Annotated in this window: 17 protein-coding genes; 5 read left to right on the top strand and 12 right to left on the bottom strand. The window is 64.1% G+C overall.

The features are described from left to right. Positions 1–6 precede the first annotated feature (6 nt). Genes arsH through P8T11_RS05145 form a run of 5 tightly spaced genes read right to left on the bottom strand, consistent with a single transcriptional unit; the run spans position 7 to position 3,977 of the window. The gene (gene arsH, locus P8T11_RS05165; RefSeq protein ID WP_268077943.1) at positions 7–774 is read right to left on the bottom strand and encodes an arsenical resistance protein ArsH; all 768 of its coding nucleotides are present in this window, start codon (positions 772–774) and stop codon (positions 7–9) included. A 24-nt stretch (positions 775–798) separates the two neighbouring features. Continuing rightward, positions 799–2,031: an MFS transporter gene (locus P8T11_RS05160; protein WP_268077944.1), complete on the bottom strand. Its 1,233-nt coding sequence runs from the start codon at positions 2,029–2,031 to the stop codon at positions 799–801. 22 nt (positions 2,032–2,053) lie between these two features. Beyond that, positions 2,054–2,479, bottom strand: coding sequence for an arsenate reductase (glutaredoxin) (gene arsC, locus P8T11_RS05155; protein ID WP_268077945.1), 426 nt, complete (start codon positions 2,477–2,479; stop codon positions 2,054–2,056). A 59-nt stretch (positions 2,480–2,538) separates the two neighbouring features. After that, on the bottom strand, positions 2,539–3,654 hold the full coding sequence (locus P8T11_RS05150) for an ArsO family NAD(P)H-dependent flavin-containing monooxygenase (RefSeq protein ID WP_268077946.1): 1,116 nt from the start codon (positions 3,652–3,654) through the stop codon (positions 2,539–2,541). Continuing rightward, positions 3,654–3,977 (bottom strand): ArsR/SmtB family transcription factor, encoded by a 324-nt coding sequence (locus P8T11_RS05145; RefSeq protein WP_268077947.1) that lies wholly within the window; start codon positions 3,975–3,977, stop codon positions 3,654–3,656. The genes P8T11_RS05150 and P8T11_RS05145 overlap by 1 nt, the downstream gene beginning before the upstream one ends. A 166-nt stretch (positions 3,978–4,143) precedes the next feature. On the opposite strand from P8T11_RS05145, the gene P8T11_RS05140 reads away from it, so the two are divergent. From P8T11_RS05140 to P8T11_RS05130, 3 genes are all read left to right on the top strand, one after another. Continuing rightward, on the top strand, positions 4,144–4,650 hold the full coding sequence (locus tag P8T11_RS05140; RefSeq protein WP_268077948.1) for an arsenate reductase ArsC: 507 nt from the start codon (positions 4,144–4,146) through the stop codon (positions 4,648–4,650). A gap of 12 nt (positions 4,651–4,662) precedes the next feature. Next, positions 4,663–5,943: an arsenic transporter gene (locus tag P8T11_RS05135; protein ID WP_268077949.1), complete on the top strand. Its 1,281-nt coding sequence runs from the start codon at positions 4,663–4,665 to the stop codon at positions 5,941–5,943. Positions 5,944–6,102: 159 nt separating this feature from the next. Beyond that, entirely contained in the window at positions 6,103–6,939 is an 837-nt protein-coding gene (locus tag P8T11_RS05130) for a universal stress protein (RefSeq protein WP_268077950.1), read from the top strand. A 40-nt stretch (positions 6,940–6,979) separates the two neighbouring features. Here the strand turns inward: P8T11_RS05130 and P8T11_RS05125 are convergent, their stop codons facing one another. The 5 genes from P8T11_RS05125 to P8T11_RS05105 form a co-directional block, all read right to left on the bottom strand. Continuing rightward, on the bottom strand, positions 6,980–7,765 hold the full coding sequence (locus tag P8T11_RS05125) for a helix-turn-helix domain-containing protein (protein ID WP_268077951.1): 786 nt from the start codon (positions 7,763–7,765) through the stop codon (positions 6,980–6,982). 212 nt (positions 7,766–7,977) lie between these two features. Beyond that, entirely contained in the window at positions 7,978–8,631 is a 654-nt protein-coding gene (locus P8T11_RS05120) for a response regulator (protein ID WP_268077952.1), read from the bottom strand. Continuing rightward, complete coding sequence (locus P8T11_RS05115; protein WP_268077953.1) at positions 8,628–9,728, bottom strand: PAS domain-containing sensor histidine kinase; 1,101 nt, start codon at positions 9,726–9,728, stop codon at positions 8,628–8,630. Before P8T11_RS05115 ends, P8T11_RS05120 begins: the two co-directional genes overlap by 4 nt. A 124-nt stretch (positions 9,729–9,852) precedes the next feature. Then, on the bottom strand, positions 9,853–10,404 hold the full coding sequence (locus P8T11_RS05110; protein ID WP_268077954.1) for a flavodoxin family protein: 552 nt from the start codon (positions 10,402–10,404) through the stop codon (positions 9,853–9,855). Next, positions 10,401–10,856, bottom strand: coding sequence for a CBS domain-containing protein (locus tag P8T11_RS05105; protein WP_268077955.1), 456 nt, complete (start codon positions 10,854–10,856; stop codon positions 10,401–10,403). The genes P8T11_RS05110 and P8T11_RS05105 overlap by 4 nt, the downstream gene beginning before the upstream one ends. Positions 10,857–11,025: 169 nt before the next feature. Between P8T11_RS05105 and P8T11_RS05100 the strand changes: the two genes are divergently transcribed. Next, entirely contained in the window at positions 11,026–12,399 is a 1,374-nt protein-coding gene (locus P8T11_RS05100) for an MBL fold metallo-hydrolase RNA specificity domain-containing protein (RefSeq protein ID WP_268077956.1), read from the top strand. A 33-nt stretch (positions 12,400–12,432) separates the two neighbouring features. On the opposite strand, the gene P8T11_RS05095 is transcribed toward P8T11_RS05100, so the two are convergent. Together P8T11_RS05095 and P8T11_RS05090 are read right to left on the bottom strand one after the other, a co-directional pair. Further along, positions 12,433–12,885, bottom strand: coding sequence for a universal stress protein (locus tag P8T11_RS05095; RefSeq protein WP_268077957.1), 453 nt, complete (start codon positions 12,883–12,885; stop codon positions 12,433–12,435). Positions 12,886–12,927: 42 nt separating this feature from the next. Beyond that, positions 12,928–13,353 (bottom strand): universal stress protein, encoded by a 426-nt coding sequence (locus P8T11_RS05090; RefSeq protein ID WP_268077958.1) that lies wholly within the window; start codon positions 13,351–13,353, stop codon positions 12,928–12,930. Between the two features lie 156 nt (positions 13,354–13,509). On the opposite strand from P8T11_RS05090, the gene P8T11_RS05085 reads away from it, so the two are divergent. Beyond that, positions 13,510–16,239, top strand: a complete 2,730-nt coding sequence (locus P8T11_RS05085; protein ID WP_268077959.1) for a cation-transporting P-type ATPase — start codon at positions 13,510–13,512, stop codon at positions 16,237–16,239. The last annotated feature ends 102 nt before the right edge of the window (positions 16,240–16,341 follow it).

The following is a 16,341-nucleotide window of genomic DNA, read 5'->3' as shown; positions in this document are numbered from 1 at the left end:
GCTGGCCTATGGCGCCACCGCTTCGTGGGCCATCGCCGCGCGCGCCAGGCGCGCGGCTTCTTCCGCCATGCCCTTGCGTTCGCTGTATCGGTTGGTCAGGTAGTCGCTGCGGTCGCGCACCAGCAGGGTGAACTTGATCAGCTCTTCCATCACGTCGACCACTCGGTCGTAGTAGGCAGACGGCTTCATGCGTCCGGCCTCGTCGAATTCCTGGAACGCCTTGGCTACCGATGACTGGTTGGGTATGGTCACCATCCGCATCCATCGGCCCAGCACGCGCAGCGCGTTCACGGCGTTAAAGGATTGCGATCCGCCCGATACCTGCATGACGGCCAGCGTGCGGCCTTGCGTGGGGCGCACGCTGCCGGTTTCCAGGGGCAGCCAATCGATCTGGCTCTTGAACACGCCGGTCAGCGTGCCGTGCCGTTCCGGGCTGCACCAGACTTGCCCTTCGGACCACAGCGACAGCGCGCGCAATTCCGCCACCTTGGGATGATCGGCGGGCGCGCCATCGGGCAGCGGCAGGCCACGCGGGTCGAAGATGCGGGTTTCCGCGCCCAGCCGCGTCAGGATGCGCGCGGCTTCTTCGGTCAGCAGGCGGCTATACGAGCGCTCGCGCAGCGAACCGTACAGCAGCAGAATGCGCGGCGGATGTGTGGCGCCGCTTTCCAGCGCCAGCTTGTCGTGGCTGGGCACATCCAGCAAGGCATCGTCCAGGTTGGGCAGGTCCAGCTCTGTAGGGGAAAGTTCCGAAGGCGGGGAATACGTCGTCATTGCTGCACTCTCTAATCAAATTACTCAAATCAATTGAAGCCTGGGGCGGCTGATCCAGGCGGCCAGCCAAAAGCCCGCGGCCAGTACAACCGCCACGGCCACGATGGCGGCAAGCACCATGTCGTAAGAGGACCCGACCGCCCACAAGGCGGCGGCGCCCACCGGCGCGGCGGCTCGGGCAAAAGTCATGGGCACGGTCAACAAGCCGTTGATGGCTCCATAGGCATGCCGGCTCAGCATTTCGGGCACCACCATGCCGCGCACAATCGTGAAAATGCCATTGGCCCCGCCGTACACCACGCACACCGCCGCCACGGTCAGGAAGTCGGCACGCAGGAAAGCCAGCGCGCCAAAGGCCAGCGGAAAAATCGTGACGACCGCCGTGCCCACCGCGCGCATCGAGGCCCGCGCCGCGAACAGGCTGATCACGATCCGCCCCGCAACCTGTGCCGGGCCGATCAGCGCAATGGCTTGCACCACCGACGCCGTGTCGATGCCGCGCTCGCGCAGCAGCGGGTACATGTGAAAGGTAAAGGCCGAGAACATCGCCGCATACGCCGTCAAGGACACCAGCAAGGCCCAGAACACAGGGCGGTGCAACGCGTCCCGAACCGCCAGGCGGTTGCGTTCGCGCTGTTCGTCCGGCGTGACGTCGCTGGCGGGCTTGGCGTCACGCGCGGGCGATATGAACAGCAGATAGGCGCTGGCGCAGATCAGCACGTTGACCGCCGCCAGCGCCATCAGCGCCTCGCGCCAGCCCCAATGGTTCAGCAGCCATTGCACCAGCGGAATGAAAACCGTGCTGGCGAAGCCGCCCCACAACGTCAGCGCGGTGATGCCGGCGCGTGAATGGCCAGGGCCGACCCGGCGCGCAACAACAGCGAACGCCGGTTCGTACAGCGTGGCGGCCTGCAAGGCCCCGATACCGCCCACCAGCACATAGAACGCCAGCAGCGACGTCACTTGCGACCAAAGCAGCAACAAGCCGCCCGCCGCCAGGGAAGACAGCCCCATCACCCAGCGGCCATAACCGCGATCCACCGCCACGCCCACCGGATAGGCGGCCAGCGCGGCTAGCATCAGCCCCAGTGTGGCGGCGCCGTAAAGATCGGGCTTGCTCCAGCCGAGCTCGGCCCCCATGGCCTCGGCGATCAGGGGAAAGCTGTAGTACAGCGAGCCCCACGAACAGATTTGCCCAATGCCCAGCGCGGTCACCAAACCATGCGCTTTGTCGGGGGAGGCGGCTTGCTCGGACATCGGGCGGTGTGCCATCGGGGGCTTAGCGCACGCGCTGTCCGTGCTCGTCGATCACCGCTTCGCCGTCTTCTTTCACGAAGGGGCCGCGTTGCGCTTCTTCAAGTATGTCCAGCACCAGCTCGGACGGGCGGCACAGCCGCACGCCCTTGGCGGTCACCACAAAGGGGCGGTTGATCAGAATGGGGTTTTCAAGCATGGCGTCGATCAGCGCGTCGTCGCTAAGCGATGCGTCGTCCAGGCCGAGTTCCAGATAGGGCGTGCCTTTTTGGCGGATGGCGTCTCTTACCGACAGGCCCGCGCGCGAAATCAGGTCAACCAGCGTGGCGCGGTCGGGCGGGGTTTGCAGGTATTCGATCACTTGTGGCTCAACGCCGGCATTGCGAATCAGCGCCAAGGTGTTGCGCGAGGTGCCGCACTTGGGGTTGTGATAGATGGTGACGGTGCTCATGATGTCCTGTCAGGTTGGTTTAGGTGGAGTTAGGTCGGAACGGAAGAGGGGGAGTCAAACTAGGAAGGTTCAGAAGCGGGCGCTTCAACACGGCTTGGCGCCAGCGGATCAGCCTGAACATAAGCAGCCACCTCCAACGCCGTGGACTTGGCCGTGCGCATGATGCCGACCAGCGTGGCGGACGCAAATCCCGTCCACTCGCCATACCCCAGCAGCCATACGCCAGGCATCGCCGACGCTTGCGTCCCCGCCAGCGGAACCTTGCCTTCGGCATTGAGGACGCCCAACGGCGCCAGATGATCCAGGGCCGGCCGGAAGCCCGTGCACCAGATGACGGCGTCCACGTCGGTAGCGCTGCCGTCCGGCCACACAACGCCCTGGGGCGTAAAACGCACGAAAGGCCGCACGGAATGCAACACACCGCGTTCTCGGGCCTCGCGCACGGGGGGAACCATGACGACGTCACCAAAACCACCTGGAAGATCGTCCGGTTGCTTGCCCTGTTGCAAGGCCTGCCAACGCGCCGTGGCCCGTTCGAACAGCACCCGGCCGTCCACGTCATCGGGCAAGAACAAGGGCTCGGTCTGGGTGACCCAGGTGGTGTCCGCCACTCGGGACACCTCGGCCAGAATCTGCGCGCCGGAGTTGCCGCCGCCCACGACCAGGACGCGCTGGCCGGCAAAGGGCGCAGGTGACCGGTATTGCGCGGAATGGATCTGCGAGCCACGGAAGCCGGACGCTCCCTCGAACGCCGGTACGTAAGGATTGCTCCAGGTGCCGGTCGCGCTGACGACGGCGCGGCTGCGCCATGCGCCCTGGTCGGTTTCGACGATGAATTCAGATTCGTCCTTGCGTACCGCGATTACCGACACGGGGCGGTGAACGTTGAACCCATAGCGGCTTTCATAGCGCGCCAGGTAATCGACAACCTGGTCTCGGGTGGGATACCCGGAAACTGCCGGCATCGGCCAGCCCGGCAAGGAACTCCATTGCGCGGGGGAAAAGAGTTGCAACGAGTCCCAGCCGTTGAGCCAGGCGCCGCCCGGTTGCGGGCTTGCGTCCAGCAAGGCGACATCAAGCGACGTGCGCTTCAGGAAATAGGCAAGCGCCAAGGCGCTTTGCCCCGCGCCCACGATCACCACATCCACCTGGCGAGCAGAGGCGGGCGAAGCCATTACGAGCGCTCCTCGTCCAGCGGCGGCTCGGCGCACGCCACGCCGGCGCAACACTCGGCGGTCAGATAGTCCACCAGCGCATACATCAGCGTGGTGTTGGCGCGGTAGCGCATGTAACGGCCTTCCTGCTCGACCGTCAGCAGGCCGGCTTGCGTCAGCGCTTTCAAGTGGAACGACAGGTTGGTGGGTGGCAAGCTGAGTTCGGTGGCGATCTGGCCCGCCACGCAGCCGTCAGGCGCGGCCCGCACAAGCAGCCGGAAGATGTCCAGCCGGACGCCAGAGGCGAGCGATTCGAAGACGATGACAGCGGTGTTTTTGTCCATGCTGCGAATACTACAATAATTGTTGAACTATTGGAATTTCCGTTTTATGCTGGCGCCGCTGACTTGAAGCCACTGCGGCGGCAAGCCTGCACGCCATGCCTGACGGGGCAGGCCGCCTCCGACCTCCGCCCCCCTATACGTACACTTCAACTCACGAGTCCTCATCATGACTGACAAGGTCTACAACGTACTCTTTCTTTGCACCGGCAATTCCGCGCGCAGCATCATGGCCGAGGCCTTGCTCAACACCCTGGGTAAAGGACGCTTTCACGCCTACAGCGCCGGTAGCCAGCCGGGCGGCACGGTCAACCCCCTGACGCTGGAAAAGCTCAAGGCCCTGGACTATCCGACAGATACCCTGCGCAGCAAAAGCTGGGATGAATTCGCCGCGCCGGATGCGCCGCAAATGGATTTCATCATCACGGTATGCGACAACGCGGCCGGCGAAGTCTGCCCCGTGTGGCCCGGCCAGCCCATTTCGGCGCATTGGGGGTTTGAGGACCCGGCCGCCGCCGTCGGGTCGGAAGACGAACGCCGCCATGTGTTCGAAAAGGTGTTCCGTCAGATCTCGTCGCGCATCAACATCTTCACGAGCTTGCCGATCGCGGCGCTGGACAAGGCCGCCATCCACCGGGAATTGAAGCAGATCGGCGCCGAGCCGCCCCAGGCCTGACGAGACGCCCGCATGTTCGCCGCAATAACGATCTTCATTCTTACCCTGATCCTGGTCATCTGGCAGCCCCGTGGTTTGGGTATCGGCTGGAGCGCCAGCCTGGGCGCGGTGCTTGCCCTGGTCGCCGGCGTGGTGCAGGTGTCGGACATTCCCGTGGTGTGGAACATCGTCTGGAACGCCACCGCCACGTTCATTGCCGTCATCATCATCAGCCTGTTGCTGGACGAGGCCGGTTTTTTTGAATGGGCCGCGCTGCATGTGGCGCGGTGGGGCAGGGGCAACGGCCGTGCCTTGTTTGCCTTGATCATCCTGTTGGGCGCGGCGGTGGCGGCGCTGTTTGCCAACGACGGCGCCGCGCTCATCCTGACACCGATCGTGATGGCCATGTTGCTGGCCCTGGGCTTCACGCCCGGGGCAACGCTGGCGTTCGTGATGGCGGCGGGCTTTATTGCGGATGCCGCCAGCTTGCCGTTGATCGTGTCGAACCTGGTGAACATTGTCTCGGCCGACTTCTTCGACATCGGCTTCAACCGCTACGCGGCGGTGATGGCGCCGGTGAACGTGGTGGCCGTGCTGGCATCGCTGGCCGTCCTGTTCCTGTACTTCAGAAGGAGCATTCCGCAGCGGTATGACCAAAGCCAGCTCAAGCCGCCCGCCGCGGCCATCCGCGACCTGAATACGTTCCGGTCGGGCTGGGCGGTGCTTGCACTGCTGTTGATCGGTTTCTTTGGGCTGGAACCGCTGGGCGTGCCGGTCAGCGTGGTGGCGGCCGTGGGCGCCGCGATACTGCTGCTGGTGGCCGGCCGTGGCCACAAGATCAGCACGCGCAAGGTGATCCGGGAAGCGCCGTGGCAAATCGTGGTTTTCTCATTGGGGATGTACCTGGTGGTGTACGGCTTGCGCAATGCCGGGCTGACCCAGTATCTGGCCGACCTGCTGAGCCGGTTCGCGGAGCAGGGCATCTGGGCGGCCACCTTTGGCGCCGGGTTCATGGCCGCGCTGCTGTCGTCCATCATGAACAACATGCCCACGGTGCTGGTCGGCGCGCTATCCATCGACGCCAGCCAGGCCAGCGGCGTGGTGAAGGAAGCGATGATCTACGCCAACGTCATCGGCAGCGACCTGGGGCCGAAGATTACGCCGATCGGCAGCCTGGCCACCTTGCTGTGGTTGCACGTACTGGAACGCAAGGGCACCAGGATTTCCTGGGGCTACTACTTCAAGGTGGGCATCGTGTTGACGCTGCCGGTGCTGGCGGTGACGCTGGCGGCCTTGGCAATCAGGCTCGGCTAACGTCAAACACCAGCCGCCAGCCATGCAAGGGCTGGCGGCAAGGCCCCCGGAATCTCGTCCCCGATTTTCCGTTGATAAAGGTCAACATCGAAAGTCCAGGACGGCTCAGCATGGTTCATGCAGGCGGGTGGCCGCCAACGGGCAACAAGGTGAATGACCATGTTCAGCCGTATCGCCGTTCATCTTGACAATGGGGTCGACTGCGCCCGCCGCATCGATGTGGGCCTGAGCCTGGCCAAGGCGCATGACGCCCATCTGACAGGCGTGTTCGCCAGCTACATGCTGCCGGGATACTTTTACGACGCCGCGGGGCTCTGGGTGCGGTCGATAGACATGGCCCGCGAAATGAACACGCGCGGCCGCGCCGCCGTCCAGGCCACGTTCAACCAGGCCGCGCAGGACGCCGGCGTGGCCGTGTCATGGCGGCAAGGCGACGACGCGCCCGCGGAATGCGCGGCGCGCCACGCGCGGTACTCGGACGTACTGATCATCAGCCAGCAAAACGCCTACGACCTGTATGCCGCGACCGGCAACAATTTTGTGGAACAAACCATACTTACTGCCGGCCGACCCGTCATCGTCCTGCCCACGGTCGGCGCGTTTCCCCACATTGGAACGCGCATCCTGTATTGCTGGGACCGGGGCAGGGAGGCCGCCCGCGCCATCGCCGACGCCGCGCCGCTGCTGCGCAACGCCCGGGCGCTGCGCGTACTGGCGGGCACCCACGATCCGGACGCCAACCCGGAAGCCGACGTGCCTTTCGAGGACCTGGCGGCCTATTGCGCCTGCCACGGCTTTCCGTCGCCCGAACAAGAGTCCCGCAGCACGAGCGACACCGTTATCGGCGACGCAATCCTGAGCGCAGCGGCTGATTTCAATGCGGACCTTATCGTCATGGGCGCCTATGGGCACAGCCGCATGCATGAATGGGTGATGGGCGGCGCAACCCGTACTCTGCTGACCGCCATGACCGTACCGGTGCTGTTCTCCCATTAGCCAGGAAGTGGCGGGGGCGCTACGCTCCCGCCTACGCCGGCTACACGCTGCCGACTTTCCTCAGGGCTTCCAGGTTGCGGATTTCCAGATTGCGCCTGCTTACGCTCAGCAGCGAGGCCGTTTGCATCCGCCCGAAGGTTCTGCATACCGTTTCGATCGTCATGCCCAGATGGTTGGCGATGTCCTCGCGTGTCATCTTCAGCGTGAATTCGCGGGCGGAATAGCCATTGGCCGCCATCTGCTCGGACAGGTTCACCAGAAAGCGCGCGATGCGGCCCTCGGTCGACATGCAGCCCAACGCCGTCAACAGGCGCCGGAACTGGTTGACCTCTTGGGCGATCAGCTTGTTGAACTCGCGCGAGGCCACCGAATCGTGCAGGCAATTGGACATGAGTTCGTCAAAGGGCAGCACGCATACCAGCGAATCTTCCAACGCAATGGCGTCGCACTCGTGCGCGCCCGTGGCGATGGCGTCCAGCCCCAACAACGCGCCAGCAATCGGAAACGCCACGATCTGCTCGGAACCAGAGGGGTTGGTGACGCGGATCTTCATGGAACCGGCGCGCAGGTAATACAGATTCAACAAGGCATCGCCGGCCCGGTAAACGGATTCGCCACGGTGGACCAGGCGCCAGTTGCGCGCCGTGTCGTGGAGTGGTTGAAGGTTGTTGTTCCGGCCAGGCTGGCAGATGCGCGCCATGCCGCAGAAGTCGCAATCGGCCGGCAACCGCGCCGGCCCATTGTGGATGCCGCTGCCGCGCCGCGCGGCGCTACGGGATCCGTTTCCTGGGTAGGGGATAAGCGAAGGGGGAAGGGAAGAATCCATGGCTGCGCCTCACGTCAGGTGAAGATGGCCGCCGGGTGAAAAATGGAGGTTTCACGGGCCATCTGGCACACTCCAACGCCAAGTCTGCATGATCCCTCAGGCTTGCACTATCAGCGTAGTCCGCCAGATTTCAGAGGAAACGGGCTACAGCTGTAGGCGTATTCCTACGGGCAAGACTGCCGGGGCGACTGCGCCATGGGCGGGGCCCGGCATTACTTGTCGGGGCCGTCGGCGTCGTCAAACAAGCCGTGCTTGATGGCGTAGCGCACCAGGTCGGCTTGGTTGCGCAGTTGCATCTTCACCAGGATTCTGCCCTTGTAGGTACTGACGGTCTTGATGCTCAGGCACAGCAGCCGCGCAATATCCGAATTATTCATGCCCGACGCCAGGTACCGAAATACAGACAATTCCCGATCGGACAGCAACAGATGAGGCAGGCCGCTGACGTCGCCGTGCCGTTCAAACACGATGCTCTCGGCCAGCGAACGGCTCAGGTAGCGGCCGCCCGCCGCCACCTTGCGCACGGCCTGCACCAGCTCGTCGGCCGCGCTGTCCTTGGTCAGGTAACCCGCCGCGCCGGCCTTGATTGCCTGCACGGCATATTGCTGCTCGCCATGCATGGTCAGCACCAGGATCGGCACCTTGGGAAAGTCCGTCTTTATCTGGCGTATCAGGTCCACCCCATCGCGGCCGGGCATCGACATGTCCAGCACAATCAGATCCCAAGACCGAAGCGCAAGCTGCCGCAGCGCTTCCGAGCCGTCGCGCGCTTCCCCTGCAACCGAGATGTCGCCCGCTTGCTCAAGCAGGCGCCGGAGCCCCTCGCGCAGCAAGGTGTGGTCGTCGGCAAGCATCAGGGTGATCAATTCATTTCCCCCGGCAATAAGGGATGTTCAACGGGCAGTTTGGCCTCCAGCCGGAACCCGCCGTGTTTGCGCGTGGTGATCGTGACCTCGCCATTGAGCAGCCGCACGCGCTCGCGGATGCCTTGCAAGCCCAGCGCCATGGGCAGCTTCTTGGAAATGCTGTCGGGAGTCGTGCCCACGCCGTTGTCCTGCACGGTCAGGCTGCAATGGGTAGTGGTACAGGACAGGTGTATCTGCACCTTGGTGGCCTGCGCGTGCTTGACGATGTTGGTCAAGGCTTCCTGCACAACCCGGAAGAGGGTGGTGGCCACCCGCTTGGAGGGTTCGGCCGGGCCGACGTCGATGCGGGCGTCGGTGTCGATGCCATATCGCGACACGAACCCCGCCACCAGCCATTCCACGGCGGCCGCCAGGCCCAGGTCGTCCAACATGACCGGGCGCAGGTCAGACGCAATGCGCCGCAACGACGCGAACGTGCTTTTGACCAAGGCGCGCATTACACGCACCCGTTCACGGACACGCTCGCGCGCCTTTGGATCGTTGACGCCGATGCTGGATTCCAGTTGCGACAGTTCCATGGTCAACGCCGTCAGGCTCTGGCCCAGGTCGTCGTGCAGCTCACGGGCAATGTGCTTCTTCTCTTGTTCGCGCACATGCAGCAAGGCGTTGGACAAGCGGGTGAGTTCATCGCGTGACGCGCGCAGCGCTTGATCGATCCGCTGGCGTTCGGTGATGTCGCGCAGGAAAATCGATAGGAACACGCCAGTGTCCGTGTGCGTCTGCGAGATCGACGCTTCCATGGGAAATTCTTCGCCATTGGATCGCAGGCCCCACAACGGCGCGCCCAGGCCCATCTGGCGGTCAGAGATGCCCGTGTGCTTGAAACGGTCGACATGCTTGGCGTGTACCTGGCGGAAGCGCACGGGAATCAACATGTCCAGCTTGGCGCCGAGGGCACTTGCCGCATCGCGAAGAAATACACGTTCCGCCGCGGCGTTGAACATCACGATACGCTGCTGTTCATCAATCGTGATGATCGGCTCGGTGGCGGACTGGATGATGTCGATCAGCGGAGGCGCGCTCGACGAGTTTCCCATTGTGTAGCGTGGCCCTGAATCGGGGCTGCGACAACCAGCGACGAGTCATTGCAGCACACATTGCCAGGCGAATCCAGATCGCAAAAGACCGCCCCGGGAGGGTTAGGGCGATTGGCTGGGGCGCTTAATCCACGGCAGGTATCACCTGGCCATCGTCGCGGCCTGCCGGGGTCGCCGCGGCCACCTGCTCCTTGAAGCGGAAAAGGGACGCATCGCATTCTTCCGCCAGCACGTCCGCCTGTTTCAACAGCAGGATCGATAGCGGCTTCTTGTCCGCCAAGGTGGCGATATCGTCGACAGCACGAAACCCGCCCACCCCCGACATGACGCAGATCACGGAGTAAGCGGGCAACAAGGACCCTTCGGCCCTCAAGAACGCACGCATAGGCGCGGCAAGGGAACGCAGCCACACCGGCGTCACCAGCACCACGTGGTCAAGCACATCCAGCTCGGGGCCGTCATACCGGTACGCCGGGCTCCGCTTGAACAGGCTGTCGACGACACAGCGCAGGTCGCCGGACAGTCCGGACCGGGCTTCGGCGTCCCGCACTTCCCAGGCCGGCCAACCCGACACCGTGGCCAGGCGTTCGGCCACGGTTCGCCCCGTTCCGGAACGCGAATAGAAAACAATGCCTGTGCGCGACATCATGGCTCCTTGTTCGAGCGGCACGCTCATGTTTCCTGCGCCAGCACGGCGCGAAGGATGTCGCGGCGGCTGACCACGCCCACCAGCTTGCCGTCGCGGGTGATGGGAACCCGCTTGATGCCATGTTTAAGCATCACGTCGGCAATCTGGGCCAGGTCGGCGGTGTCGTCCTGGGTAATGACCGGGCGGCTCATCACCGCGGCGGCGGTGCGTTCCCCCAACTGCAAACTGTGCAGGAATTCCAGGTTCAATGCCTCGCCTTGCGCCAGCAACGACAGCCAATGGTCCTTCTTCTTCTGGTGCACGCTGTCTTGGCGACGCACCAGGTCCCCCTCGCTGACCAAGCCGATCAGTTCGCCGTCGTCGCCGGTAATCATGACGGCGCTGATGTTCTTGTCCAGCATCGCTCGAATAATGGTCGACACCGGCGTACTCGCACTCACACAAAAAGGATCTTGGGTCATCAGGTCGCGTGCCAGCATGATGTTTCTCCTGAACGCCAGCGTCCAAGCCTGTCCACTGTATCGTCGCCTCCATCTTGTTCCGTCGCGCGCGGTTGATATTGATTTTGGTCAAGCAAGCACGCATGTTCCCGGCCCGGGCGGCAGTGCGCCGTGCGAACCTGATTACCCATGCCGATCAGGAGGCCTGATGCAGTCCAACCCAAGATTGCGCTTTCTGGGCGCAGCCGGAACCGTCACCGGCTCGCGCCATCTACTTGATGTGCAGGGGCGGCGCGTCCTGCTCGACTGCGGGCTTTTTCAGGGCGTCAAGCCCTTGCGGCTGCGCAACTGGGCGCCGTTTCCCGTGCCGCCCACAGACATCGACGCCGTCGTGCTGTCGCACGCGCACCTGGACCATTCCGGTTACTTGCCCAGGCTGGTACGTGAAGGGTTTCGCGGGCCGATCTATTGTTCTGAGGCCACGCGCGATCTATGCCGCATCCTGCTGCTGGACAGCGCGCATCTGCAAGAGGCAGACGCCGACTACCTCAACCGCCACGGCATCTCGCAGCACAAGCCCGCGCTGCCGCTGTACACCGTCGCCGACGCGCAGCGGGCCATTGCCGCCTTGTGCCCGGTTGAGTTCGATACTCCTCATGACTTGCCGGCGGGGCTGCGCTTTACCTTGACGCGCGCGGGGCACATCCTGGGCGCGGCGGTGGTGCAAATTGCCTATGACGGCGGCAAGCTGGTGTTTTCGGGTGACCTGGGCCGCTACAACGACCCGCTGATGCCGCCCCCTCAGGCGGTGGGCGACGCGGACTATCTGATCATTGAATCCACCTACGGCAACCGGCTGCACGACACGCAAGACGTGCTCGACACCTTGGCGGACATCATCGGCCGCACGATCGCGCGCGGCGGCACCGTCATCATTCCCTCATTTGCCGTGGGACGTGCGCAGTTGCTATTGCTGCACCTGCACAGGCTGAAGGCCAGCGGCCGCATCCCCGCAAGCCTGCCCATCTATCTGGATAGCCCGATGGCCAGCGCAGCCGTGGAAACCTATCTTCAGCACGACGACGACCAGTGCCTCCCGCAAGGCGAGGCCGAAGCCGCCTACCGCGTGGCCACCTGCGTCAGCGACGTCGAAGCGTCCAAGGCGCTGGACCGCTCACCGATGCCGAAAATCATCGTCTCGGCCAGCGGCATGGCAACGGGAGGGCGCGTCATCCATCATCTGAAGCACTACGTGAACGATCCTCGCAACACCATCCTGCTCGCGGGTTTCCAGGCGGCGGGAACGCGCGGCGCGGCCATGCTGGACGGCGCGCGCAGCGTCAAGATCCATGGAGAATACGTACCCGTCAGGGCAGAGCTGGACAATTTGTCGATGCTGTCCGCCCATGCCGACGCCGATGAGATCCTACGGTGGCTGGGCGGATTTACCCGGCCACCGAAAGACACCTACATTGTGCATGGCGAGCCCGCGGCGGCGGACGCGCTGCGGCTGCGCATCAAGGATGAGCTGGGCTGGCGCTGCCATGCGGTGGAGCAGGGCGAGGACGTGGAGCTGAAATAGGCGCCGTCCGCAACGGTCCGCGGCCCACCCTGGCTAAGCTTCCGGCGCCCGCACCAGCAACACCGGCACGGCCGCGCCGCGCATGATGGTCTCGGCGCTGCTGCCCAGCACCGCCCGGCGCACCCCGCGACGCCCGTGGGTGCCCAGGACGATCAAGTCCGCCTTCCAATCGTCGGCTTCGTCCATGACGCGCTGGTGGACGGTGCGGTCCAGGTTCTCGTACAGCACGCTGTCGGCCTCAACGCCAGCCGCGCGCGCGGTGGCCACGGCGGTCTCAAGCAGCTTGGCGCCGTTCTTTCGCGTCAGGTCCAGGAGTTCGCCCGCGTGATAGCGGTAGGCATCCACGGTCAGCGCGAACGATAGCTCATCCACAACATGAATCATGCGCAGGCTTGCTTGCATCAGTTGCGCCATGCGTATGGCTTCCTTCAAGCCCGCCTCGGCGGTGGCGCTGCCATCGATGGGTACCAGGATACGTTTGTACATGTTGAGTCTCCGGCTAAGCAGGGCGCGGGCGATGTCCGCACGCTAGTTGATAAGCACCACCGGAATATGGATGGTGTGCAGCACCTTCATCGCCACCGATCCCAGCAGCAGGCTGCCCGCCGCGCCCAGCCCGCGCGAGCCCATCACGATATGGTCGCAGTGCTGTTCAGTAGCGTAGGCCTTGATGGTGTCGGCCACATTGCCCACCCGCAGTTCGGCCTGGTACATGACGCCGGCGGCATCCAGGATGTCTTTCGCTTTCGCCAGGGCGGTTTTGGATTCGTCTTCGTAGTATTCCTGGATGGCGTCCGCCGAAATGAAGGTCAGTACCGTGCCGGACACAATCGGAAGTTGCACGTTCAGCAAGTGGATGGTGCAAGGACCATACTCGCGCACGCGGTCGATCATGTAGCGGACGGCTCGCAGGGAATTCTCCGAGCCGTCGACGGGGATGAGTACATTCTTCATGGTGTCTCCAAGCGTGAATGGGGTCTTGGCGTAGTGAGACTGAGCGCCTGCTATCAGCATGACGCAGCGCTCAGGCAATGTATTGATCCACGTCAACCTTCTTCAAGCGGGCCGTGCGATGCTTGTGGGCCATCCCTGGCCCCTGGAAACTCAGCCATGCAAGACTCCGCGCAAGCCCAGAACGGTTCCCCCTGGCACGCACAAGCAGGCGACCAGGTGCTGGCCGAATTGAAGGCCACGCCCATGGGCCTGGACCAGGCCGACGCCGAAGCCAGGCTGGCCACCTTTGGCCCCAACCGGCTGCCGATCGCGCGCCAGCGCGGCCTGGTCAGCCGCTTTCTTGCGCAGTTCCACAACGTTCTCATCTACGTGCTGCTGGGCTCGGCCGCCATCACCGCGTTCCTGGGACATGGCATCGATACCGGCGTCATCCTGGCGGTTGTGGTGGCCAACGCCGTCATCGGCTTTCTTCAGGAAGGCAAGGCAGAGAAGGCAATGACGGCCATCCGCCAAATGCTGGCGCCGCGCGCGAATGTGCTGCGCGACGGCGCGCGCCGCAGCATCGCGGGCGAAGCCCTGGTGCCCGGCGATATCGTGCTGCTGGAGGCGGGCGACCGGGTGCCGGCGGACATGCGCCTGCTGTCGGCCCATTCCATGCGCGTGCAGGAAGCCGTGCTGACCGGGGAATCCGTGCCCGTGGAAAAGCACACAGACCCTGTCGCCAGAGGTGCCGAGCTGGGCGACAGAACACCCATGGCCTATTGCGGAACGCTGGTAGCGGCCGGGCAGGGCAGAGGGGTCGTGGTGGCAACCGGGCTGCACACGGAAATTGGGCGGATCAGCACGTTGCTGTCGACGGTTCAAACGCTTACCACGCCCTTGGTCAAGCAGATGGATGCATTCGGCAGGTGGCTCACCGCCTTGATACTGGCCGTTGCCGGGCTGTTGCTTGTCCATGGCTATTTCGTTCGCGGCTACGACTTCGACGCCTTGTTCATGGCAGTGGTCGGCCTGTCGGTCGCAGCGATTCCAGAGGGGCTGCCGGCGGTGCTGACCATCACCCTGGCCATCGGCGTGCAGGCAATGGCCAGGCGAAACACCATCGTGCGGCGTCTGCCCGCCATCGAGACGATAGGCGCCGTGTCCGTTATCTGCACGGACAAGACCGGCACCTTGACCCGCAATGAAATGGTCGTGGCCACGACCTTGACTCCGCATCACGTCCTGGCGCTGGACGGGGTGGGCTACGAACCCAAAGGGCGCATTCTGCTTGATGGTTCGGTCGTGGATGCGGAAGACCACGGCGTGCTGCAGGAACTGGCGCGCGCCAGCACGTTGTGCAACGACGCGGCGCTGCGCCAACACGACGGCGGCTGGGCGGTGGAGGGCGATCCGATGGAAGGCGCGCTGCTGGCGTTCGCGGAGAAAGCCGGGGCGGACGTCCAGAAGCTTCGGGCGGGCTGGACGCGCACCGACGCCATCGCCTTCGATTCGCAGACGCGGTTCATGGCAACGCTGTGCCACGACCATGAGCGTCAAGCATTCATCTATGTGAAGGGCGCGCCGGAACGCATACTGGCCATGTGCGCCAACCAGCGCGCGGCCGATGGTGGCGTGGAGCCGCTGAACACCGCGTATTGGCACGCGCAATCCGACCGCATCGCCGCCAGCGGGCAGCGCCTGCTGGGTATTGCGGTACGGTCCGTAAAGCCTACGCATACCGTGCTTGAGAACAGCGATGTTGACGGAACCTTGACGCTGTTGGGCGTGGTGGGAATGATCGACCCGCCCAGAGCCGAGGCCATTGAGGCGGTGCGCGCCTGCCGCGAAGCCGGCATTCGCGTCAAGATGATTACCGGCGACCACGCCAAGACCGCCGCCGCCATCGGCGCGCAGATCGGTCTGCAAGACACCCGCACCGTGTTGACCGGCGCCGACCTCGACGACCTGAGCGACGCCGCATTGCGGCAGGCCGCCCAGGATTGCGACATCTTCGCCCGCACCAGCCCCGAACATAAGTTGCGCCTGGTGATGGCCCTGCAATCCCAAGGCATGATCGTCGCGATGACCGGCGACGGCGTCAACGACGCCCCGGCGCTACGGCGCGCCGACGTGGGCATCGCCATGGGAGAGAAGGGAAGTGAAGCCGCCAAAGAGGCGGCCGAGGTGGTGCTGGTGGACGAGAACTTCGCGTCCATCGTCGCCGCCGTGCGCGAGGGCCGAACCGTCTACGACAACATCAAAAAGGTGGTGAGCTGGACGCTGCCCACCAACACGGGCGAAGCCCTGACGGTCATCGTGGCATTGCTGGCCGGCACAAGCCTGCCCGTGACACCGATCCAGATTCTTTGGATCAACCTGGTGACCGGCGTCACGCTGGGCCTGGCCCTGGCCTTTGAACCCACGGAAGACAACACCATGCGCCGACCGCCGCGTGCGCCCAGCACACCGCTGATCGGCGGCGAACTGGCCTGGCACATCCTGTTGGTAAGCGGCTTGTTCCTGATCGCCGTGTTCGGCGTCTTTCACTACGCCACCGCGCGTGGCTACTCAATGGCGCTGGCGCACACCATGGCGTTCAACACATTGGTGGTCATGGAGATATTCCATCTGTTCTTCGTCCGGAACATCTACGGGACGTCGCTGACGTGGAAGGCCGTGGCGGGTACGAAGGTGGTTTGGGCGATGGTTGTCGCCGTGACGGCGGCGCAGTTCGCGGTGACGTATTTGCCGCCGATGCAGGCGGTGTTTGGGACGGCGTCGGTGCCGGTGTGGGATGGGATGCTGATCGTGGGGGTGGGCGTGGTGCTGTTTGCTTTGTTGGAGATCGAGAAGCAGATTCGGTTGGGGATCAAATGGCAGATGTCACGACAATCGCCACTTTGAAATAACAGAAGTCTGAAAACAGTATTAGACGCTGGGACGCACGCCTTACATACTCCTTTTGCCCCCCTAGCCGGGGACGCGGCGCAAAACGCCGACGTAATA

The sequence above is a fragment of the Achromobacter spanius genome, assembly GCF_029637605.1.
In the GTDB taxonomy this organism is placed as follows: Bacteria; Pseudomonadota; Gammaproteobacteria; order Burkholderiales; family Burkholderiaceae_B; genus Achromobacter; species Achromobacter spanius_E.
The sequence above is the reverse complement of the archived record's forward strand: the minus strand, read 5'-3'. Positions and strand labels throughout refer to the sequence as shown.